The following is a 21,599-nucleotide window of genomic DNA, read 5'->3' as shown; positions in this document are numbered from 1 at the left end:
CGCCCTAAATAATCTATGTGATGCAACCACGTATAAAAGCGTAGGAGGATATAGTAATGAAAAGAGATTTTTTAGAAGTATTACTAAAAGACATTACAGATGAGACAAAACGTAAAGAAGCAATCGATAAGATTATGGCTGAAAATGGAACAGATATTAATACTGCTAAAGGTGACACAAAGAAGTTAGAGGAAGATTTAAAAACACTTAAAGGCGAGAAGAAAAATCTTGAGGGGCAGTTAGAAGCAGCTAATGGCACAATTGAGGATTTAAAAAAAGCTAATCCTGATGTAGAAGCATTACAGACTAAAATTAAAGAGCACGAGGCTACAATTGCACAAAAAGAGAAAGAGTATAAGGCAGAGGTAACCAAGTTAGCACGAGAAGCTATTAACACAGAACTCATTGGTAAATACAAAGCTAAGAATGCTAAGGCAGTAATGGCGCTTATTGATGAGTTTGAAGCTAAGGATGATGCTGATTATAAAACTTTGCTTGATTCAAAATTAAAGGCATTATCTGAAGCAGATGATACCAAGTTTATGTTTGGTGAAGCTCAAACCAAACAAACATACAATCCAGGTGGCGGTGGTGATCCTACCAAAGAAGGTTTAGGAGCTAGTATGGCAGCTCAAAGAAATACTACTCAAGCACCAGCACTTGACCCATGGGCAACTAAATAATTTAAGGAGGATTAGAAGATGTACGCAAAAACAGTGAATTATGATAATACACCAGAATTTTTAGCAGCAGAGCATCATGTATGTTTTTCAGCTACAGCAGTAAATACAGGTATTACAGCAGATAGTAACGGTAAGAAATGGATTATTGCAGGAAGTTTAATTGATGCAAACGGAAAGGTAGTTACAGTAACAGAATCATCTGGAAATTATACACCTTCAGCAGCACCAGTAGGGATTGCTTTCCACACAGTAGACGTCACAGAAGGGGCACAACCTATTTCCTTAATGGTAGAAGGTTATGTAATAGCAGAGCGTTTACAGGGAGCAAATGTAGCAGGATATGCAGCATCAGCAGCATTTAAAACAGCTTTACCAGAAATTAAATTAAGATAAGGAGGGCTATACAATGCCAAGAATTGAAGAAATCTTAACTACTAAAGAATTAGTTGACTATACAAAAACTAGAATATTGCCTGCAATGGTAGGTGAAACACTTTTTCCAAGTCAAAAAACGGATTCATTAGAAATTGAAATGATTAAAGGTGCTAGCAACTTACCAGTTTCAGCAAGTATTCATGCATTTGATACTGAGGCAGAAATAGGAAGTAGAGAAGGAGCTAGCAAGAGTTTTCAAGACCTTGCATTAATCAAAAGGAAAGAAAGAGTGGATGAAAAAACACTCATTGCACTTAACAACCCAAGAACACCAGCAGAAGAAAAACGTATTATTAATGAATTATTCAACTCAGTTGATCGCCTTGTTAGTTCAGTACTTGTTCGTGTAGAAGCTATGCGACTTGAGGCACTTTCAACAGGTAAGCTTCAAGTAAATGAGAATGGTGTAAAGGCTACAATCGATTATGGTATGAATGCAGCACATAAGGCTAGCAAGACTTGGGCTACTGGTACACCAGATATCCTTCAGGATATTTTTGATTTATGCTCTACTATTAATACGAATACAGGATTTAAACCTTCTCGTATCTTGACAAGTACAAAGAATCTTAACATCTTACTAAAGGATGCATCTATTCGTTCAGCAGTATTTGGTGTTAATTCAGCAATGCTACTTACTCCTGCTCAGCTTAATCAGTTTTTAGTAGCTCAATCACTTCCACAGATTGCAGTATATGATGCTATGTATCGTGTACAGGCAAAAGGTGGTACATATACAACTAAACGTTACCTAGCAGAAAATGCCTTAGTACTAATGCCAGATGGCAAGATGGGGGACACATTCTATGGTCCTACAGCAGAAGAAATTGAATTAGCTACAAAAGGTGATGTTGACATTGAAATGATTGGCAACATTTTAGTAGAGCAATATGCAACTAATGATCCAGTGGCTAAATGGATTAAGGCTGTAGCAACTGCTATGCCATCATTCCCATATGCGGATCAAGTAGGTGTAATTACAGTAGGTTAGAGGGACTTAGAGCCCTCTTTTTATATGAAAGGGTGATAAGTCTTGATAGAGAGATTAAAACAATTATTAGGAATTAGTGATGAAGATACTGCTAAAGATATACTTATACAATTTGCACTTGATGATGCAGAGAATGTTATCTTAAATTACTGCAATCTATCCGCTGTTCCAGATGGTTTAAAAACTACGTGGCTTAAGATGGCGCTAGATTTATACAGAAATGAAAACCTAGGAAGTGTAGAAAGTGGTAAGTATGTTTCTAGTATCTCAGAAGGGGATTCTTCTGTAGGTTTTAAAACCAATTATAGTGATTTTAAAGAGAGTTTGCTTAAGAACTACATAGCTCAGCTTAATAGGTATAGGAGGTTGAGAAAATGATTGATGAAATTAATCAAGCTAGATTACAAGCTAGAAAAGCCATGGAACTCTTGTATGAGCATAACTGTACAGTCATTGAGTATGTGAAAGTAAAAGATCCTATATCTAAAATAACAAGCCCTAAAGAAATACCAGTTTTAGAAAATCAACCTTGTAAGTTATCCTTTTCCACTAGTAAATCAACGCAGCAAACAGAGTCTGCTAATGAAATAACTCAAGTAATTAAGTTATTTATAGCCCCTGAAATTGAAATTAAGGAAGGATCTAAGCTTGTTATAAATCATAATGGTAAAGTAAGTGAGTATAAAAATAGTGGTGTTCCTTCGATATTTCCTACACATCAAGAAATAGTTTTAGAACTATTTAAGGGGTGGTCTTAATGGCTAGATGGGGAAACTGTGACTTTAGGCAACTACAAAGACTACAAGAGAAGCTTGATAGATTAGCAAGTGGAGATGTAGAGGCTTTTTGTGAAGCTTGTGCAAAAGAGTTAGCAGCTAGATTATTAGCTAAGGTAATTAGACGTACACCAGTAGGCCAATATGAAGAGGGTAGTGGTAAAACAGGTGGTACTCTTAGAAGAGGCTGGACTGCTGGTAAAGAAAACGTAAGTGAAAAAGGAAATGTAATTGGTGTAAGAGGAGCTAGTGGATATGTTAATGCTTTACAAATTACAAAATCAGGAGATACTTATCAGATTGATGTAATTAATCCTGTTGAGTATGCACCATATGTAGAGTTTGGGCATAGAACTAGAAATCATCAAGGATGGGTACCAGGACGATTTATGCTTACTATTTCGGAAAAGGAATTAGAGTCACAGGCTCCTAAGATTCTTGAAAGAAAATTAATGCAGTATTTAGGGGAGATATTCAATGCTTAATGAACTAATTATAGGTATTTCACAAGCACTAGATGCTGCATTTAGTGATGTTGAAATACATACAGACCAGATTAAGCAAGGACTTGTTGAGCCTTGCTTTTTTATTATGCTGTTAGAACCTAGCCAAGAGCAGGTACTTGGGCAAAGGTACTACAGAGAGAATTCATTTGACATTCATTATTTCCCTAGGAAAGATAACACATCCGAAATTAATGACGTAGCTGACAAGCTAATGGATACTTTAGAGTATATTAAGTTTGATGGTGGATTGCTTAGAGGAACTAAGATGTATAGTGAAACAGTGGCAGGCGTTTTACATTTCTTTGTGGATTATAATTTCCACACAATTAAAGATACAATTACTGATCCTTATATGGAACAGCTAAAGTTGAAAGGAAAGGTGAGAAATAGTGAGTGAATCTAAGTTGACTAAACCCAAAGAATCAACTAATGAAGTAGCATTTACAAAGGCCCAGCTTTTAAAATCAAAGAAATATGTTCATCAAACAGATGTGCTTAGTGTAATTTTAGAAGATGGTAAAAACTACACTATCAAAGAAGTTGAAAAACTTATTGATAGTTTTATGAAGAAAGAGGTGAAATAGTATGGCTTTAGGTGGTGGTGTGTTTTTAACACAAAATAAAAAGATACCTGGTACATATATTAACTTTATTAGTGCTGCTAGAGCAAGTACTAACATTAGTGATCGTGGTTATGCAGCTATGCCCCTAACATTAGATTGGGGACCAGATGGTGAAGTATTCACTGTAGAGGTTGCAGACTTTCAGAAAGAGTCTCTTAAAATCTTTGGTTATGACTATACAGCAGAACAGTTAAAAGGGCTTAGAGATTTATTTAAGAATATCAAAACATTATATGCCTACAAACTTAACAACAATGGTGTTAAGGCTTCAAACACATTAGGTACTGCTAAGTATAAAGGAATTAGAGGAAATGCTATTACAGTCAAGGTTGAAGCAAACGTGGATGATGAATCTAAATTTAACGTCACAACATTATTTGATGGCATTGAGGTTGATGTACAAGTTGTTAGTGTTATAACTGATCTAGTAGTAAATGACTATGTAGGTGAATGGAAAACATCAGCTACTTTAGAAGCATCCGCAGGCATACCAATGACAGGTGGTACAAATGGAGAGGTAACAGGAACTGATTATCAAACCTTCCTAGATAAGATTGAAAGTTATAGCTTCAATACACTAGGTTGTTTATCTACAGAAAGTTCAATTAAGGATTTATTTGCTCAGTTCACAAAGAGATTACGTGATGACATGGGAATTAAGTTCCAAACAGTGCTATATAATCAAGAAGCTGATTATGAAGGTGTTATCAATGTCAAAAATGCTGTAACCGATACAGGAGAACTTGAATCAAGTGCAGTTTACTGGGTAACTGGCGCAAGTGCAGGATGTGCAGTTAATAAGTCAAATACCAATAAGAAATATGATGGTGACTTTACTATTAATGTAGATTACAAGCAGAGCCAACTTGAAAAAGCAATTGAAGATGGTGAGTTTGTATTCCATAAAGTAGGTGATGAGGTACATGTTTTAAATGATATCAATTCATTCACAAGCTTTACAAAGGATAAGAATGAAGACTTCTCTATGAATCAAGTTATCCGTGTTCTAGATCAAATAGCTAATGATATAGCAGTGTTGTTCAATAAGCAGTACATTGGCAAGGTTCAAAACAATGCTGCAGGTCGTATTGCTTTTTGGAATGACTTAGTAAGCTATAATAAAGAGCTTGAACGTATTCAAGCTTTAGAAAACGTTAAGAGTGATGAAATCATTGTAGAAAAAGGCAATAGCAAAGACTCGGTGGTGGTAACTAATCCAGTAACGCCAGTATGTGCTATGGCCAAGCTTTATATGACGGTAGTTGTATCTTAGAAGGGAGGAATAACAGATGAAATTAGATTTGCAATTCTTTGCTCAGCAAATGCATGCAAAAGATACGGTATCAGCTTCTCTTGCGGAATGTTTCGTAACTATAGAAGGTAATCGTTATAATTTCATGCAAGCAATTAATTTAGAAGCTAAGTTTGAAAAGAATAAAACTGAGGTTCCTATTCTTGGAAAGACAGGAAAAGGTAATAAGGCAACTGGCTGGAAAGGTTCTGGTTCAGCAACATTCCATTATAATACCTCTATTTTTAGAGAGTTGCTAGTTCGTTTTAAAGAGAATGGAGAAGACGTTTATTTTGATATTCAGGTAACTAATGAAGATCCTACTTCTAGTGTAGGTCGTCAAACTATCATCTTAAAAGATTGTAACTTAGATGGCGGTATTCTAACTAAGTTTGATGCTGATGCTGAGTACTTAGATGAGGATATTGACTTTACCTTTGAGGACTTTGAAATGCCAGAGAAATTTAATATCTTAGCAGGTATGCAATAAGGTGCTCTATATGAGTACCTTTTTATTTTAGAAGGGAGAATTAGAAATGAGTGGATTAAGCGTATTTTTTGCAGAGAATGTAGAAAAGAATGAGGTAGTTAAATATGTTGCCTCTAAACGATTTAAAAATGAGAAGGATAATCCAGTTGAATGGCAGATTGGATGTGTTACATCTGATGAGGATGAGGCTATTAGAAAGAGTTGTACTAGAAAAGTACCTATTCCAGGGAAAAAGAATGCTTATATGCCTGAAACAGATTTTGAAAGTTATTTAGGTAAGTTAGCAGTTAGATGTATTACCTATCCTAACCTTAATGATGCAGAGCTTCAAAATAGCTATGGTGTTATGGGAGCCGATAAGCTTCTAAAAACAATGTTGAAGCCAGGGGAGTATCAGGACCTATTAAAGAAAATCCAAGAAATCAATGGGTTTGATGAAAGTATGGAAGATATGGTTGAAGAAGCAAAAAACTAATAGAAGGAGACGATAGCGAAGCTAACTATGCTTACTATTGTCTCCACAAGCTTAAGATGCTACCTAGTGAATTTTTAGGATTGCCTAAGAAAGAAAAAGCATTTGTTATAGCAGCTATTAGAATAAAGCAAGAAAATGATAAAAACAAAGCCAGAGAAGCTAAATCTAAAAGTAAAAGGAAGTGAGGTGCTACATGGCTACGATTAGAACAGCAATTCAGTTGCAAGATAGGTTCACACCTGTTATTAGAAATATGAGTAATGCATTAAACATGACTCTTAGTAGTTTTGAAGCACTTCAAAGAGCTTCCCATAATGCAGTAGATACAGCCAGTATACAGGCTGCTAGACAATCACTAGCTAGTGTTGAGGTTGGCATTAATGAAATAGAGCAAGGAATACGAGAAGCCAATGGTCAACAACAACAATTTAATAATACGGTTCGTGGTGGCGGAAGTGCTATTGATAGCATGGCAGGAAAAATTAAGTCAATGGTTGGTGCTTATATAGGGATTAGATCTTTAGAGGCAGGTATGCAAGCTACTGATACCTATGTAAGCAATAATGCTAGGTTAGACTTAATTAATGATGGTTTACAGACTCAGGCGGAGTTGCAAGATAAGATTTATCAAGCGGCTCAAAGAAGTCGTGGAGAATACAATGCTATGGTTAATACAGTTGCTAAACTAGGGTTATTAGCAGGAGATGCATTTGGTAGCAATGATGAATTAATAGCATTTACTGAGCTTATGAATAAGTCATTTAAAATATCTGGTGCTAGTACGCAAGAATCAACTAATGCTATGTATCAATTAACTCAAGCCATGGCATCAGGAAGACTACAAGGAGATGAGTATAGAAGTATCATTGAGAATGCTCCAATGTTAGCAAACGCCATAGCTGAGTATTGCGATGTCTCGCGTGGTGAGTTAAAGGAACTAGCTAGTGATGGTGCCATCAGTGCAGATATTATTAAAGCAGCAGTATTTGCTACAGCTGATGACATAGAAGGCAAGTTTGCAACTTTAACAATGACATTTAGTGATGTCTGGACAAGTATAAAGAACACGGCAGTACAGCAGTTCTCAGGATTGATGCAGAAGATAAATGGATTTCTAAATTCTAACACTGGACAGGCTATGGTAAATGGTATATCAAGTGCTATAGGTGTTATGTCAATGGTGCTAGGTGTGGCTTTAGAAATGATCATGAGTGTGGCAAATTTCTTTTCTGATAATTGGTCTACTATAGAACCTATTATATGGGGTATTGTAGGGGCACTTGCTATATATGCTGGCTACTTGTTACTCACTAATGGCCTTGAACTTATCAGTGAGGGTCTTAAAATAGCAGCGTGTATTGCCTCTTATGCTCATGCTGCAGCTACAAGAACACTAGCCAGGGATACCGCAGTAGCAACAGCAGCACAGCATGGATTTAATACGGCACTTTTAGCTTCTCCTATCACATGGATTATAGCAGCAATTATTTTGGTTATTGTTTTGATATATTCAGTTGTAGGTGCAATTAATAGTGTGACAGGATCAACTTATAGTGCTACTGGCGTAATCTGTGGTGTATTATCGACAGCTTTTGCTTTTATACATAATTTGTTTTTTGGATTACTTGAATTAGTATTTGGTATGATTGAGTATTTCTATAATACATTTATTGCTTTTGCTAACTTTTTTGGAAACCTATTCAATGATCCAATTGCAGCTATAATAAATCTTTTTGCTGATTTAGCAGATAATGTTCTTGGTGTACTAGAAAAAATAGCATCAGCTATGGATTTCATATTTGGTTCAAATATGGCTGGAACTGTTGCTGGCTGGAGAGATGGTCTTAAATCTATGGCTGAAAATGCAGTAAAAGAATATGGTAATGGTACATATAAGGACCGATTATCAGAACTTGATATCGATGAAGCTTTATCTAGTTTAGGTGTAAACCTAGAAAGAACAAAATATTCAGATGCATATGATACTGGATATTGGGCAGGTAAATATATAGATGAACAATTAGGTTCGGCATTTAAAATGCCTAACATGGATGATCTAACTAGTGGTATACCTGACTATTCATCAATGGGACAGAATTTGGACAATATAGCTGGGGATACTGGTAAAATGTCAGACAGTTTAGATACGTCTGAGGAAGATTTGAAGTACCTAAGAGATATTGCAGAGCAGGAAGCCATTAACAGGTTTACTACAGCTGAAATTAAAGTAGACATGGGTGGTGTGAATAATACAGTTAACAGTAATGCTGATTTAGATGGAATAGCTGATTACTTAGCAGTAAAAGTTGAAGAACAAATGAAAATAGCAGCTGAGGGGGTGCATGAATAATGTACTTATTCTATTTAGGAGGGGTGCAGTTACCGATTGCCCCTTCAAAACTTCAAGTTAAAATTAACGGGAATAATAAGACAATAACGCTTATTAATGAAGGAGAAATTAATCTAATCAAACCATCTGGATTGTCTGATATAAGTTTTGATGTATTATTACCAAATGTAAAATACCCATTTGCTAGCTACACAGATGGATTTAAAGAGGCAGAATATTATCTTGGTGTGCTTAAGTTATTAAAGACTTCAAATAAACCTTTTGAATTTAGTGTGTCTAGGGTATTACCTTCAGGTAATCATTTATTTAAAACTATCTTCACAGCCACAATTGAAGATTACACGATAACTGAAGATGCTGATAAATATGGTTCTGATGTTTGGGTAAGCATTAAATTGAAGGAGTATAAGGGATATGAAACACAGAAATTGAATATTACAAAAAAGTCTATAAATAGTAGCGGAAGTGGCGGAGGTAATAAAACAGTTAGTAAGACAACTGCTACTATAGAAAAAAACAGAAGATCTGATAAGACTTTAGCTAAAACACATACAGTAAAAAGCGGTGAAACTTTATGGGCCATATGTAAAAAGGAGCTTAATGATGGTTCTAAATATAAGGAAATTGCTAGTTTAAATGGTATAAATAATCCTAATCTAATTCATGTAGGGCAGGTGATCAAGCTTGGATAGCTATGTAGAGTTGCTTATTCAAAATGAAGAAATTGTTTATCAGCCTGTAATTGAAGGTGAAATTATATGGGAGACTGAAAGAAAAGGAACGCCTGGCAAACTTACTTTCAATGTTCTAAAAGATGGGATAATTAACTTTCAAGAAGGTAATAGAGTTACATTTACTTATAATGGGGAAAAAATATTTTATGGTTTTGTTTTTAATAAATCGAGAGATAAAAGCCCCATTATTAAAGTTGTTGCATATGATCAGCTTAGGTATTTTAAGAATAAAGAAACATATGTATATAAAAACAAGACTGCTGGTGCATTGCTTAAAAAGATTTGTAATGAGTTTAGGTTAAAATGGGGCAATGTGGAAGATACCGAGTATGTAATTGCTTCACGAGTTGAAGATAATACAACGTTGTTTGATACCATGCAAAATGCTTTAGACCTCACATTACAAAACAAAGGAAAGATGTACGTCTTATATGATGATTTTGGAAGTTTAGCATTAAGGAATGTAGAGTCTTTGAAGTTAGATTTGATAATTAATGAAGAGACTGCTCAAGACTTTGATTATAAGTCTAGTATAGATGGCGAAACCTACAACAAGATTAAACTAAGCTATGAGAATAAAGAGACAGGTAAGAGAGAAATTTACATAGCTAAAGATGGAACCAATATCAATAAGTGGGGTGTACTACAGTACTTTGATACGATTGATGAAAAGACAAATGGTAAAGCAAAGGCTGACGCATTACTTAAACTATATAATGATAAGACTAGAAATTTAAGCATTAAAGATGCATTTGGTGATGTGAGAGTTCGTGGTGGTTCCAGTGTTATTGTGTGCTTGAATCTAGGTGATGTTAACGTTAGAAATTATATGCTAGTCGAAAAAGTTAAGCATACTTTTTCTAGTAACTTACATACTATGGACCTAACACTTAGGGGTGGAACTAAGAAGGGAGTGAACTTTAGTGCCTAATTTGGTAGAAATTATAAAACAAGCAGCATGTGAAGCTAATGAAGCAGCTAAGCCTATGAACTTATTGATGGGAGTAGTTACAAGTGAAAGCCCTTTAGTTATCACCCTAGAACAACGATTACCATTGAGTGAGGAGTTTCTAATATTAACTAAACACGTGACGGATCACTATGTAGATATGACTGTATCGCATTCTACAGCAACAACAAACATAGAAGATCATAAGCATAGCTATCAAGGCGAGACTGAAGAAACTAACATAGACACACATGTACACTCTGGAGATGCAGGTCCAACAGGGCAGACAACTAATACTGGACATAAGCATAGTTATCAGGGACAAACAACTTCTGGTGGTGGTGGAGAGCATGGGCACAATTATTCTGGTAGGAAGAAAATACTACTTCATTACGGGCTTAAGCAAGGTGAGAGTGTTTTATTGCTTAGAATGCAAGGAGGACAGAAGTATTTGGTATTAGACCGTATAGGAGAAGTATCAGTTAAAGGAGAGTGGAGGAATGATTCCTAATGTTGATGATGATTTATTAGCAGATATTGAAATAATTGAGCAGCCTTCTTTAACTTATGAGATAAAGCTAGATAAGGACAAGATGGGGAATTATATAGATGGGATAGAAGCAATGAAACAAGCTATCTATCACATTGTTAATACAGAAAGATATCAATACTTAATTTATAGCTGGAACTATGGGGTTGAATTAGCAGATCTCTTTGGAAAACCTATTACCTATTGCTATCCAGAGATTAAGAGACGTATAACCGAGGCATTGTTACAAGATGACAGAATAGAAAGTCTTGATAGTTTTGAATTTAGTTATAGCAAAGGGAATGTACTTGTTAAATTTAGAGCTACTACAACAGAAGGAGAAATTGAGATAGAAAAGACGGTGAAAATAGGATGAGTGAAGTAATTACTTTTAATGCTTTATTACAAAGGATGCTTGATAGAGTACCTGATACTGTAGATAAAAGAGAAGGAAGTATTATATATGATGCGTTAGCACCTGCAGCAGCTGAATTAGTTCAAGCATACATAGAACTAGAAGGTTACTTGGATTTAGTGTTTGTAGATACATCTGCAGAAAGCTATTTAACTAGATTATGTAGTCAATTTGGAGTAGACAGGCAAGCAGCTACATATGCAGTACGTAAAGCTAGTTTTAAAAATGGAAGCAATAATCCTTTTAATGTACCAATAGGAAGCAGATACACCATTGATACTTTAGCTTATTCGGTTATAGAAAAGATAGGAGAAGGGATATTTCAACTAAGATGTGAAACAGCAGGAACGATTGGCAACACCTCTTTTGGTAAGCTTATACCAGTTGATTATATAGAAGGATTGGCAAGTGCTGAGCTTGAAGATGTTCTTATTCCAGGAGAAGAAGAGGAAACAGATAATCAGCTGAAGGAACGCTACTTTGAATATGTTAGAGAACCAGCATTTGGAGGTAATATGGCTGATTATAAGAGAAAGATAAAGGCATTAGATGGTGTAGGAAGCGTGAAGGTCTTTCCAGTGTGGAATGGTGAAGGTACCGTTAAATTAGTACTATTGGATTCAGAATATAATATTCCGACTTCTACACTGATTGCTTATGTTAAGGATGAAGTTACTCCAGATAATAGTGAAAATGGCTTAGGTATAGCTCCTATAGGTCATACAGTAACTGTAATTGGAGCGGGAACAACAACTATAGATGTAGGCATTACCGTAATATTAGCAAATGGATATTCTCAAGAAGTAGTAACGTTAGCTATTAAAGAAACTATTGGTAATTATATCCGTACCATTCGTGAGGAATGGGAGAAAAATGATACACTCACTGTAAGGCTGGCCCATATTGATTCTAGGACACTTAATGTAGATGGTGTACTAGATGTTGGGACAACCACCATAAATAGTACAGAAAATAACGTGGTAATATCTGCAGAGAACGTTCCAGTTTTAGGAGAGGTTGTGATAAATTATGCCTAAGATTTTTGATTACTGGATTCCTAAAATTCAAGACATAAATGAATTTAAGAAGTTAGCTGATGCAGAGCAATCAGAGATCGATTTATTTAATCAAAAGGTAAAGCAATTTCCTAAAGAGATTATTGTTAGTACAGCTACAAACGTAGGTTTAAGTAGATATGAAAATATGTTAGGCCTTCATAAAAAGGAAACGACAGAGTTGAGACGAACACATATTATTCAAAACCTAAATAATAGTCTTCCATTTACATTACAGTACTTCAATAACTTGCTTAATAATGTTATAGGAAAGGATGATTATTGGTTAGAGATATCAGGATATCATCTTGAGCTAGGCGTTATTTCTACAAAAGAAGATTTACTAGAAATGCTTAGAGAGGATTTACGAAAAAAAATACCAGCTAATATGGGAACCTCAGTCAAAGTACTTGAATCGATAGATTCTACCAGTTATACAGGTTTTTATGTTCAAACAGCTGATGTAATTACTATATAGAAAGGGGCAGAACAAGTGAGCAACTTTAATAATAAAACTATTACCTCAAAAGGTCTTGAACTGCTAAGTTCAGCATTAGCAGGTAATACACTAGAATTCACAAGAATTGTTATGGGAAGTGGTACATATGAAGGTGATATTGGACTTATTGAAAGCTTGGTAAATCAAAAGCAAAGTCTAGACATTAAGAGTATTACCAGGAAAGGTAGTCAAGTAGTATTATCGACTACATTATTACAAAGTGCTATTATAGAAGATTTTTATTGGAAAGAGATTGGCGTATATGCTAAAGGTTCTGATGGATTAGAAATTCTTTATATGTACGGTAGTGCTAACGAGGCTTCTTATATATCAAAGAATATGTTAAATGAGAAGATGATTAATATTGGTGTATTAGTTAGTAATGCCACCAATATAACAGCAACTATTAATAATAGCCTAGTTTATCTTAATCAGAATGATCTAGAAGAGCATAACAATGATGAAGAAGCACATACTCCTATCCGTACATGGGTTCAAGGCCTTTTTAATGGTTTAAAGCTTACCTGGGATAATATTATAGGTAAACCTAGTACATTTCCTCCAAGTTCACACAGCCATACAAAAAGTCAAATAACAGACTTTCCTACAAGTTTACCTGCATCAGATGTGTATGATTGGGCTAAGGCACCCACTAAACCTACTTATACCTATACAGAAGTAGGTGCTTTAGCAAGTAATGGAAAGGCCGTAAGTTCAGCTACTGCTGATTCAGCTACATATGCAGGTGGACTTCATATATACAATGAAATAACAGGTTTAAAATCTACTGTCGTTGATGGAAAACAAAGTGTTGCCAACGCCATTAACGGCCATTTAGGTACAACGTTGAGCAACCAAACTCCTTTTGCAGATTTGGCATATTATATTAATACTATGGTACTAATGCCAGCTATAAAAAGTAGTTTTTATGCCAATTATCCTGGATCTGGTGTGCCTGTTACACTATATAATACAGTAGTTGGATGCTTTTTTTCTAGGAATGGATGTACTGTAACGTGTTCAGAGGACTGTTATGTATTTCAAATATCTGATTATGCACCTCAAATAGTATATGGTACTCAAATAACAGCAGGAACAACATCTAGTAAATATTTTAGTGGCATTTCCGGATTTGTTATTGTTTGTAAAAAGCCAGCTACAATCACCTTGTCACCTGGTTCAAATGCTGTAAGTGGATATACAATACTTTAAGGAGAAATTGAAATGAAAATATTAATTTTAAAAGATAACGATCAGAATAAAATTGTAGATATAAAGGTGCTAAGTGAAACTGATAACATAAAATATGTGGTAGTTGAAGATGCTCCTGTTATAGAAGAAAGAGAAGGATATACAGGGCAGTATGTATATATTGATGGAAAATTATCAGTTGAGTATGTAAAAACAGGACTTACTTGTAAAGAGAAGAAAATACAAGAAAGTAAGGAGTTACTTGCTGATTGGCTTAGTAATAATCCAATATTTAGTACTGTACATAATCCAAATGGAGAGTATTATACCGTAACTCAAGAAAAGCAATCCCAACTAACTCAAATGATCACTTTAGCACAATTAGCTATGTCAAATGGATCTAACTTTAAAACTACTTGGAATTCTACTTCTGGAGTATGTGAAGATTGGACTATTGAAGAACTTACAATGCTATCATTTGAAATTGCTCAATATGTACTTCCAAGAGTTAAAAAACAACAACTTTATGAGGTTCAAATTAGAGAAGCTACAGACGAGGAGGTTGAATCTATTGAAATCGATTACGCAACTATTTAAGCATCTAATCCTATTTTTAGTGGGATCAGGCGCTTATTATTTTATTGAAGTCCTATGGGATGGTAATAGTCATTGGACTATGGCTTTACTAGGAGGGATATGTTTTATAGCAATAGGATTAATTAATGAGTTTCTATCGTGGGACACATCTATGTGGATACAAGCATTGATAGGTAGCGTAATAGTGACGATTTTAGAGTTTATATTTGGTTGTGTATTAAATATCTGGCTTAAATTAGGCATTTGGGACTATTCTCAAATGCCTTTAAATATTTTTGGCCAAGTGTGTTTAGTATTTAGTATGTTTTGGTTCTTTTTATCAATTCTCGCTATATTATTGGATGACTATCTTAGATATTGGTTATTTGGAGAAGAAGAGCCACATTATAAATTAATTTGATATGGAGGATACAATATGCCACAGGACACACAAGATGTACTACAAGCAATTATGGAGAAATTAGGAAGCATAAAAGCTGCAGTAGAGAGTATAATGCCAACTGTAGACTTAAAGATTGAAAACCTTGAAAACATGCTTAAAGTAGCAAACCACAGGATATTGGATTTAGAAGAACAGAATAAATGGCTGTGGAGATGTATTGTGGGAGCAATAATTGCAGGAGTTATTGCAATGTATTTTAAATAGGAGGCTCACATGGGATTTAAAATTGTAAAAGTAGACAAACCAAAAAGACAGTATACAAAGTTTTTACTTAACCTAGTAATATTCTTAACTACAGTTACTACTCTGGCATCATGCTACATTAATCTAAAAAATGGTATGGGGTTAGATGGGGTTGTGGCCAGTTGTTGGGATGGTCTTAAATACATAGTTCCAAGCTACTGTGCGAAGTCGTTCTTTGAAACTAAAGAAGAGAAGAAAAGTGAAGTTAATAAAAGAGAGGATGATGTAGAATGTTAGAGTTTTTATGGACAGTTTTAGTGGTAGTAGTATTATTGTTTTTAAGTATGGTGGTTATTCCAGTTATCAAAAAGTATTCCAATTTAGAGTATTGGGTTAAAGCAGCTATTGCTTATGCAGAGACACAAATCACAGGTAATAAAGTAGGGGAAGATAGGCGAGAGTACGTTTATAATTTTCTTAGGAAACGCTTTAAATGGTTTGATGAGAAAGCACTTAGATTACTTATACAGGGTACATTCTATATTATGAACCAAGAGGGATTAGTAAACAACGAGAGGTGATAACTATGGATGTAACTACAGCATGTAGAGATATGAATCAACTATCATCACAGGCTCAAAAGGCTTGTGCTCTTTTTTTAGAAGAATGTAAGAAGCAAGGGCTTAATGTACTTATCACGGAAACATACCGCTCTCAAGAACGTCAAAACTGGTTATATGAACAGGGTAGAAGTAGAGCAGGTAAGGTAGTTACCTGGACGAAGAACAGTCGTCATACATCACGTAGAGCTTGGGATATTTGTAAGAATGTTAGAGGGCAGGAATACTCAGATAGCTCATTTTTTAAGAAGTGTGCAGAGGTTGCAGCTCTTCTAGGAATTACTTGGGGAGGGGATTGGAATAGTAATCCCGATACTCCTCATTTTGAAATAGATCAATCTTGGAAGGTGACAACTACTAATGCTGTAACAGATAATGACTTATTTAATGCAGTAAGTACCATAATTAAGGATGGCGTACAGTTAACATTTAACGCGTGGAAACGCTTAGATTTAATTAAGCTTAACAATGTACCAGCATTAGTATGCAAGCTCGCAGGAGTCGAAATAGATGGTTCTGTAAGTGATGCACAGTACAAACAGGCTATAGACAAGTTAGTGCTCTTAGGAGCTATTTCACAACGTTTAATATGGGATGAAAAAAGATATACAGTTAACAATGTTAGATCATTGCTAATTAAGTTTAGTAAGTTAGGGTAGGGCCAAAAGCCTTACCCTTCTTTTTTTATGCCTAAAACGTAGATTTGTTTAAAATGATATAGAACATATGTTTGGTATGTGGTATAATTAATGTACGAACATTAGTTCCTAATAGTAGTAAGTGTAATAATATGTTATAATTTTATGAAAATTAGGAAAGGGTGTTATTATGAGTACAAATAAGAGAAAAGTTGTATATTATAGTATTTGCTTTACTAAAAGAGAAAATAGTGAAATACAAGTTGAACCATTTTTTTGCAAGGATAGATTTGTGGATTTCATAAACTATTTGCGAACACTTAGCCATGCAGATGCATTAAAAGATAAAAAGTCTCAAAACAAAGCAATATCTATAGAAAACCTAGATTTCGTTGATCAAAGCAAACCTAGAATTAAATTAATCATGAAATCATGCAAGTATAACCATAGTCCTAATTATATGTCAAGCAGAGATGGAAGTGAACGAGAAAGTGATAAGAAACTAGATGAAGGTGAAAAGGAGCTTACTCATATATGTGGAATTGTTAATGAGGAAGAAGTATTTCTGGTCATGGAAGAACGTAAAACAGCTATAGGGATTACGATGTTAATAGACTATTTAAACTGGCTGTATAAAAAATATTTAATTGCACGAAACTTAGAATATGATCATAAAATTATATATGCCTCTATTCCTGATGATGATTTCTTACAATCATTGAATAAATTTGAAAGAGTAACTTTTGCGGATGTTATAATGGATAAAGAAATTATAGGAAGCGAAGGGTTAGGGCTTGTGGAAGAAGGGTCTGATTTAATACGAGAAGAGGTTAATGTTACAATTAAGTCAACACCTAAACAATCATTACCAATTAGAGTTCTTAAAGGTGTCTACCAGAGGTTTATTTCAGAAGGAAGTAAGATTAGGAGGATAAGGGTGTATGGAAAAGACAATTCTCGAGCTGATTTAAAAATAGACACTGGTTTTTTCAAGAAAGTTAGATATATAGATGTTCAGCTAGATATCGATGGTACGGTTAAATCAAGTGATATGATAGAGAAATTGAGTTCGTTATTAGAATGAATAAGATAAGGTGGTGAGTAGAGTGAGAAATAGAGGTGATTTTCTATATTTAGGTAAATTTATATATGGAGAATGGTTAATACCTATAGTACATTATTATAAGGTAATTAAGAAGAATGAGATGTTCTTTGAAGTTATTAGTCCTGCAATAATAGCAGCTCTTTCAACATACTTCTATACCATTAATAATAATGTTATTATTGCGATAAATAAACTAGAAGAAATGCTACCCAATGTACTAGCTATTTTAATAGGTTTTACAATATCTTGTATTGCTATGCTCACATCTGCTGATCTAAATCAAATACCTGCATTAAAAACTGAAACAGATAGAAAAATAAAACATAATGAAAAAATAACTCTTCATAGGTTAATGTTAATAAACTTTACGTATAGCTTAATAATCCAAGTGTTTTTCTTAATAGGTATATTTGTATCAGCATATTTAGTTAGTATGGTTGAATCAAATATTTTATACCACATAATATTAGTTATTGAGGTTTATGCAACAATCCATATTTTACTTATATTGGTTCGAATGATAACAAATTTGTATTGTATATATATAAAACCAAGATAAAAGAATAACTATTGATAGCCTAGGTATTAGCTCAATGTCATTAAGTTAAGATGACGAAAAAAGATCTCTATACCAATCAAATGGTATAGGGATCTTTTTTTGAAAAAGTAGTTGACAAGACAAAGAAAATGTGCGGCCGCTCTCACTACTGATTGAATAAAGAGGTAGTGAGAGCGGCCCTTGTAATTAAAGGAAACTTAGTTACAAGGAGGACACATATGAAACCCAAACAAATTAAAAAGCTTTTAGTAGATGAAATCCAAAAGATAGCTGACAATCCGCAAGATTATTGTACCAATCCAGGTAGTGATTTTTTACGCAAAAGGAAATTGCCCATGAATAAAATTTTAGCTGGAATTATTGGAATGGGAAGTGGGAGCCTTACAAACGAATTATTAGATCTATTTGGTGCATCTGCAGATACACCAACTTCTTCTGCGTTTGTTCAGCAGAGAAAAAAGATAAAGCCTGAAGCGTTTAAGAAGATATTTGACGGCTTTTCAAGTAAACTTATAGATAACTTTAATGAAGATATGCCCATACTTGCTGTTGATGGGTCTGATGTACAGATTCCTACCAATCCTGATGATTTAAATTCATTTCATTCTGGAAAAGATGGAAGAAAATCATATAATCTTCTGCATATAAATGCGTTGTATAATATAAATTATTCTATTTATCATGATGTGATAATACAAAAATCTAAAGAAAAGAATGAACATAACGCTCTACAAGAAATGGTTGATCGTTCTGAAATTCCTAAAGCACTCGTGATAGCTGATAGAGGTTATGAATCTTTCAACAGCATGGCTCACATTCAAGAAAAAGGATGGTTCTTTCTTATTCGTGTCAAAGATGGAATTAATGGTATAAAGAATGGATTGGATTTACCCAAAACAGACTGTTTTGATATTGATATTTCTTTAAAACTTACAAGAAAGAAAACGAATGCAGTCAAAGAACTTTTCAAAGACAAAAATCATTATCGAAGTGTTTCTTCAGCCCAACCGTTTGATTATTTACCACTTAAAAACAAGAAATCTGAACCTGCTAAATTCTATGAATTACACTTCCGAATAGTGAGATTTCCTATTTCAGAAACTTCCTATGAAACAATAGTTACAAATCTAAACAGTGAAAAGTATCCTCCTGATGAGGTAAAAAAACTGTATGCTTCTCGTTGGGGGATTGAAACATCTTTTCGAGATTTGAAATATACGATTGGAATGTTAGATTTTCATTCAAAAAAGGTGATGTGTATCCAACAAGAAATCTATGCACATATGATAATGTATAACTTTGCAGAAATGATTACATGGCACGTAGTCATTGAAAAAAAGCAAAGAAAGCATACATATAAAGCAAATTTCTCAGTTGCAGTGCATATGTGTAGGTTATTCTATCATGGAAAAGCAACATCACCTGATTTAGAAGTCATAATCGCAAGAAATCTCATTCCTGTACGGCCTAATAGGCATAGGGAACGAAACTTAACTATCAAGCTTTTTCATGGCTTCCTTTATAGAGTAGCATAAATCTTTGTAAAAGAATATAAATTTTGAGGCAGATGCAAATCTGTCTATTTGTGGTACCTGGAAATAGAAAAAGAAGCTGAAGAAATAAATCTTCAACTTCTTTTCCTAGGGATGCGTTTCTATCACAATGTTAACTTAATGACATTGGGTATTAGCTTGGGCTATTTTTTTGCTTATAAAATTAGATAGTGGATATTTTTTTTGAATATGCATATATTATATTTAAGGTACCAGTCATCTATTATGGAGGTGGTTGGTTTAATGGATAATAATGAAGCACTACTTTTGGCACTTAAAATAGCAATAATAAATGAGTGTGTAAGAAATGTATTTCCAATACTAAAGTGGCTGTTCATTGAATTAAATACTAAGTTTACCAATAGGTAATAAATTCGGCTGGTACCTGCAATTCTAGAGTTGCGGGTACCAGCTTTTAAAAGTAAAAAATAACGAAATGGAGTAGTCTGGTTTATTACTTTTTGATTTAAAAAAGAATAGTTTTAATCAAAGTTCAAAAAAGACATACACAGAGAATACTTTGGTACCTGTGTATGTCTTTTGGGTCTACAAATAAAATCTAATCATGATATAAAATTCTCTATAGTTATTTGTTAAACTTCAATTAGTGGCTTTAAATATTTTGAAGCAGGAAACCCTATTGTTCCGCTACAATCATTTGAGCCTGAGGGTATGTATCCGAAAGGAATGGTTATTCTCGTCTCTACAGTAACGTCGTATCTCACTGATATTGTAGAAGCGGTATACGAAGATGTTACTACTCTCTTTTCTGTAATTGCATGTGTAATTCCAACATTAGTATTAGAAACTAATGTGACATTTTCGCCTGATGCGCCTGTCCAATAATCATTATAATATTTTCCGTTGACTGAAGTAACTAATGTAAATGTACCTGCATCTGAAGACGATGATAATAGCATAGAGCCTGTTAGTGCATATGGTGTTATTATGTTTTCAGTATATGTTTTATTATTTAATTTAGAGCCATTAATTTTAGTTACTTCTTGTGTGGCTATTTTAAGTAAATTTCTTAATTCTCCTACCGTATACTCCCCACTATTGTCACCAACTGAGTTATCTTGTACATAGTCACTTCTATCAATACCTAAGTAATCTAGGACTTCTAAAACATTATCTTTAGTAACGGAAGTATCTTCTGTGATTGTATTCTCTTGAATATTTTCATATTCAATTTCAGTTACTGGATAAACTTGATTGGCATATAACGGAACTACAGATGCCCCCATTATACAGCATCCCATTAATAAATATTTTATTTTTTTTGACATACTACAAACCCCCTTTTATTTTATCTAATTATAACTTAACATATATTTCTAAAAAATGCAAATATTACTTATTTTTTTTATTTTTAATATTATTAATTAAATTAAATATTGAATTTAAAATCGCAAACCAAATTTTTAGCAGTATTATAAATAAAACTAATAACCAAATAAGTTCTCTTGCTAACATAAATTATCAACTCCTATATAGTAATCTTTTTAATTATATCCTTTTATATACTCTTTAAACTCTGAAATAATAAATCATTACCATAATATTATCAGAATAATCTTTATTATTATATCTGATCTTATTCTAATACATTAGATAAAAAAAACAATACAATACTGAGTTTTATATATAATTATACAAAGATAGTAGGAGATCGATGCTTTTACATAATAGATGAGAAAATTGAGATGCAAGGATAACAAAAGATAGTTTGCATAAAAGCCACTAGCAAAAGTTAGTGGCTTTTATAGTTGTAAATAAATTTTTACATATTAATATCAACTTAAAGTTACTAAATGTGATACTTAGCATGATAAAATCATACGAGCTTAGTATTTTGCAAAAATATCCTCATAAGTGAATAGGAGTTAAGCATAAATATATATATGTGT

General features: G+C 33.8%; 30 protein-coding genes. 28 read left to right on the top strand and 2 right to left on the bottom strand.

Going from position 1 to position 21,599, the window contains the following annotated elements:
* Window positions 1–56: 56 nt before the first annotated feature.
* From CLOLE_RS13830 to CLOLE_RS21935, 28 genes are all read left to right on the top strand, one after another.
* Window positions 57–683, top strand: a complete 627-nt coding sequence (locus CLOLE_RS13830) for a phage scaffolding protein (RefSeq protein WP_013657749.1) — start codon at window positions 57–59, stop codon at window positions 681–683.
* Window positions 684–701: 18 nt separating this feature from the next.
* Window positions 702–1,076: a hypothetical protein gene (locus CLOLE_RS13825; protein ID WP_013657748.1), complete on the top strand. Its 375-nt coding sequence runs from the start codon at window positions 702–704 to the stop codon at window positions 1,074–1,076.
* A gap of 13 nt (window positions 1,077–1,089) precedes the next feature.
* Complete coding sequence (locus CLOLE_RS13820) at window positions 1,090–2,109, top strand: major capsid protein (RefSeq protein ID WP_013657747.1); 1,020 nt, start codon at window positions 1,090–1,092, stop codon at window positions 2,107–2,109.
* 42 nt (window positions 2,110–2,151) lie between these two features.
* Window positions 2,152–2,487, top strand: a complete 336-nt coding sequence (locus tag CLOLE_RS13815; RefSeq protein ID WP_013657746.1) for a phage head-tail connector protein — start codon at window positions 2,152–2,154, stop codon at window positions 2,485–2,487.
* Window positions 2,484–2,867, top strand: a complete 384-nt coding sequence (locus tag CLOLE_RS13810) for a hypothetical protein (protein ID WP_013657745.1) — start codon at window positions 2,484–2,486, stop codon at window positions 2,865–2,867. The genes CLOLE_RS13815 and CLOLE_RS13810 overlap by 4 nt, the downstream gene beginning before the upstream one ends.
* A complete protein-coding gene (locus CLOLE_RS13805) occupies window positions 2,867–3,370 on the top strand; it encodes an HK97 gp10 family phage protein (RefSeq protein ID WP_013657744.1) in 504 nt (167 codons plus the stop codon). The genes CLOLE_RS13810 and CLOLE_RS13805 overlap by 1 nt, the downstream gene beginning before the upstream one ends.
* Window positions 3,363–3,788 (top strand): phage tail terminator family protein, encoded by a 426-nt coding sequence (locus CLOLE_RS13800; protein WP_013657743.1) that lies wholly within the window; start codon window positions 3,363–3,365, stop codon window positions 3,786–3,788. The genes CLOLE_RS13805 and CLOLE_RS13800 overlap by 8 nt, the downstream gene beginning before the upstream one ends.
* Window positions 3,781–3,975: a hypothetical protein gene (locus tag CLOLE_RS13795; RefSeq protein WP_013657742.1), complete on the top strand. Its 195-nt coding sequence runs from the start codon at window positions 3,781–3,783 to the stop codon at window positions 3,973–3,975. The genes CLOLE_RS13800 and CLOLE_RS13795 overlap by 8 nt, the downstream gene beginning before the upstream one ends.
* Before the next feature lies 1 nt (window position 3,976).
* Window positions 3,977–5,287, top strand: a complete 1,311-nt coding sequence (locus CLOLE_RS13790; protein ID WP_013657741.1) for a phage tail sheath family protein — start codon at window positions 3,977–3,979, stop codon at window positions 5,285–5,287.
* A gap of 16 nt (window positions 5,288–5,303) precedes the next feature.
* Complete coding sequence (locus tag CLOLE_RS13785) at window positions 5,304–5,795, top strand: phage tail tube protein (RefSeq protein ID WP_013657740.1); 492 nt, start codon at window positions 5,304–5,306, stop codon at window positions 5,793–5,795.
* Window positions 5,796–5,841: 46 nt separating this feature from the next.
* Window positions 5,842–6,270: a phage tail assembly chaperone gene (locus CLOLE_RS13780; protein ID WP_013657739.1), complete on the top strand. Its 429-nt coding sequence runs from the start codon at window positions 5,842–5,844 to the stop codon at window positions 6,268–6,270.
* Window positions 6,271–6,463: 193 nt separating this feature from the next.
* Window positions 6,464–8,620, top strand: coding sequence for a tape measure protein (locus CLOLE_RS13770; protein WP_013657738.1), 2,157 nt, complete (start codon window positions 6,464–6,466; stop codon window positions 8,618–8,620).
* Window positions 8,620–9,312, top strand: coding sequence for a LysM peptidoglycan-binding domain-containing protein (locus CLOLE_RS13765; protein WP_013657737.1), 693 nt, complete (start codon window positions 8,620–8,622; stop codon window positions 9,310–9,312). The genes CLOLE_RS13770 and CLOLE_RS13765 overlap by 1 nt, the downstream gene beginning before the upstream one ends.
* Window positions 9,305–10,285, top strand: a complete 981-nt coding sequence (locus CLOLE_RS13760) for an XkdQ/YqbQ family protein (protein ID WP_013657736.1) — start codon at window positions 9,305–9,307, stop codon at window positions 10,283–10,285. The genes CLOLE_RS13765 and CLOLE_RS13760 overlap by 8 nt, the downstream gene beginning before the upstream one ends.
* The gene (locus CLOLE_RS21945; RefSeq protein ID WP_013657735.1) at window positions 10,278–10,814 is read left to right on the top strand and encodes a DUF2577 domain-containing protein; all 537 of its coding nucleotides are present in this window, start codon (window positions 10,278–10,280) and stop codon (window positions 10,812–10,814) included. Before CLOLE_RS13760 ends, CLOLE_RS21945 begins: the two co-directional genes overlap by 8 nt.
* Window positions 10,804–11,208, top strand: coding sequence for a DUF2634 domain-containing protein (locus CLOLE_RS13750; protein WP_013657734.1), 405 nt, complete (start codon window positions 10,804–10,806; stop codon window positions 11,206–11,208). Before CLOLE_RS21945 ends, CLOLE_RS13750 begins: the two co-directional genes overlap by 11 nt.
* On the top strand, window positions 11,205–12,284 hold the full coding sequence (locus tag CLOLE_RS13745; RefSeq protein WP_013657733.1) for a baseplate J/gp47 family protein: 1,080 nt from the start codon (window positions 11,205–11,207) through the stop codon (window positions 12,282–12,284). The genes CLOLE_RS13750 and CLOLE_RS13745 overlap by 4 nt, the downstream gene beginning before the upstream one ends.
* Window positions 12,277–12,780: a putative phage tail protein gene (locus tag CLOLE_RS13740; RefSeq protein ID WP_013657732.1), complete on the top strand. Its 504-nt coding sequence runs from the start codon at window positions 12,277–12,279 to the stop codon at window positions 12,778–12,780. The genes CLOLE_RS13745 and CLOLE_RS13740 overlap by 8 nt, the downstream gene beginning before the upstream one ends.
* A gap of 15 nt (window positions 12,781–12,795) precedes the next feature.
* Complete coding sequence (locus tag CLOLE_RS13735) at window positions 12,796–14,013, top strand: phage tail-collar fiber domain-containing protein (protein ID WP_013657731.1); 1,218 nt, start codon at window positions 12,796–12,798, stop codon at window positions 14,011–14,013.
* Window positions 14,014–14,025: 12 nt separating this feature from the next.
* On the top strand, window positions 14,026–14,589 hold the full coding sequence (locus tag CLOLE_RS13730) for a hypothetical protein (RefSeq protein ID WP_013657730.1): 564 nt from the start codon (window positions 14,026–14,028) through the stop codon (window positions 14,587–14,589).
* Window positions 14,564–14,989 carry a putative ABC transporter permease gene (locus CLOLE_RS13725; protein ID WP_013657729.1) on the top strand — a complete coding sequence of 142 codons (426 nt, stop codon included), beginning with the start codon at window positions 14,564–14,566 and terminating at the stop codon, window positions 14,987–14,989. The genes CLOLE_RS13730 and CLOLE_RS13725 overlap by 26 nt, the downstream gene beginning before the upstream one ends.
* 15 nt (window positions 14,990–15,004) lie before the next feature.
* Window positions 15,005–15,235, top strand: a complete 231-nt coding sequence (locus tag CLOLE_RS13720; RefSeq protein WP_013657728.1) for a hemolysin XhlA family protein — start codon at window positions 15,005–15,007, stop codon at window positions 15,233–15,235.
* Window positions 15,236–15,244: 9 nt separating this feature from the next.
* A complete protein-coding gene (locus CLOLE_RS13715; protein ID WP_013657727.1) occupies window positions 15,245–15,511 on the top strand; it encodes a hypothetical protein in 267 nt (88 codons plus the stop codon).
* Entirely contained in the window at window positions 15,505–15,795 is a 291-nt protein-coding gene (locus tag CLOLE_RS13710; protein WP_013657726.1) for a hypothetical protein, read from the top strand. The genes CLOLE_RS13715 and CLOLE_RS13710 overlap by 7 nt, the downstream gene beginning before the upstream one ends.
* 5 nt (window positions 15,796–15,800) lie before the next feature.
* Window positions 15,801–16,493, top strand: a complete 693-nt coding sequence (locus CLOLE_RS21940) for a M15 family metallopeptidase (RefSeq protein ID WP_013657725.1) — start codon at window positions 15,801–15,803, stop codon at window positions 16,491–16,493.
* Window positions 16,494–16,662: 169 nt separating this feature from the next.
* Window positions 16,663–17,556, top strand: a complete 894-nt coding sequence (locus tag CLOLE_RS13700; protein WP_013657724.1) for a hypothetical protein — start codon at window positions 16,663–16,665, stop codon at window positions 17,554–17,556.
* Window positions 17,557–17,578: 22 nt separating this feature from the next.
* A complete protein-coding gene (locus CLOLE_RS13695; protein WP_013657723.1) occupies window positions 17,579–18,136 on the top strand; it encodes a hypothetical protein in 558 nt (185 codons plus the stop codon).
* Window positions 18,137–18,354: 218 nt separating this feature from the next.
* Window positions 18,355–19,671: an IS4 family transposase gene (locus CLOLE_RS21935; RefSeq protein ID WP_013656278.1), complete on the top strand. Its 1,317-nt coding sequence runs from the start codon at window positions 18,355–18,357 to the stop codon at window positions 19,669–19,671.
* 611 nt (window positions 19,672–20,282) lie between these two features.
* On the opposite strand, the gene CLOLE_RS13685 is transcribed toward CLOLE_RS21935, so the two are convergent.
* Together CLOLE_RS13685 and CLOLE_RS23825 are read right to left on the bottom strand one after the other, a co-directional pair.
* The gene (locus CLOLE_RS13685; RefSeq protein WP_013657722.1) at window positions 20,283–20,978 is read right to left on the bottom strand and encodes a hypothetical protein; all 696 of its coding nucleotides are present in this window, start codon (window positions 20,976–20,978) and stop codon (window positions 20,283–20,285) included.
* Between the two features lie 64 nt (window positions 20,979–21,042).
* Window positions 21,043–21,165, bottom strand: a complete 123-nt coding sequence (locus CLOLE_RS23825; protein WP_013657721.1) for a hypothetical protein — start codon at window positions 21,163–21,165, stop codon at window positions 21,043–21,045.
* Window positions 21,166–21,599 lie beyond the last annotated feature (434 nt).

The organism is Cellulosilyticum lentocellum DSM 5427 (assembly GCF_000178835.2).
Taxonomy (GTDB): domain Bacteria; phylum Bacillota; class Clostridia; order Lachnospirales; family Cellulosilyticaceae; genus Cellulosilyticum; species Cellulosilyticum lentocellum.
Note: the sequence above shows the minus strand (reverse complement) of the source record. Positions and strands in the feature narration are given on the sequence as shown.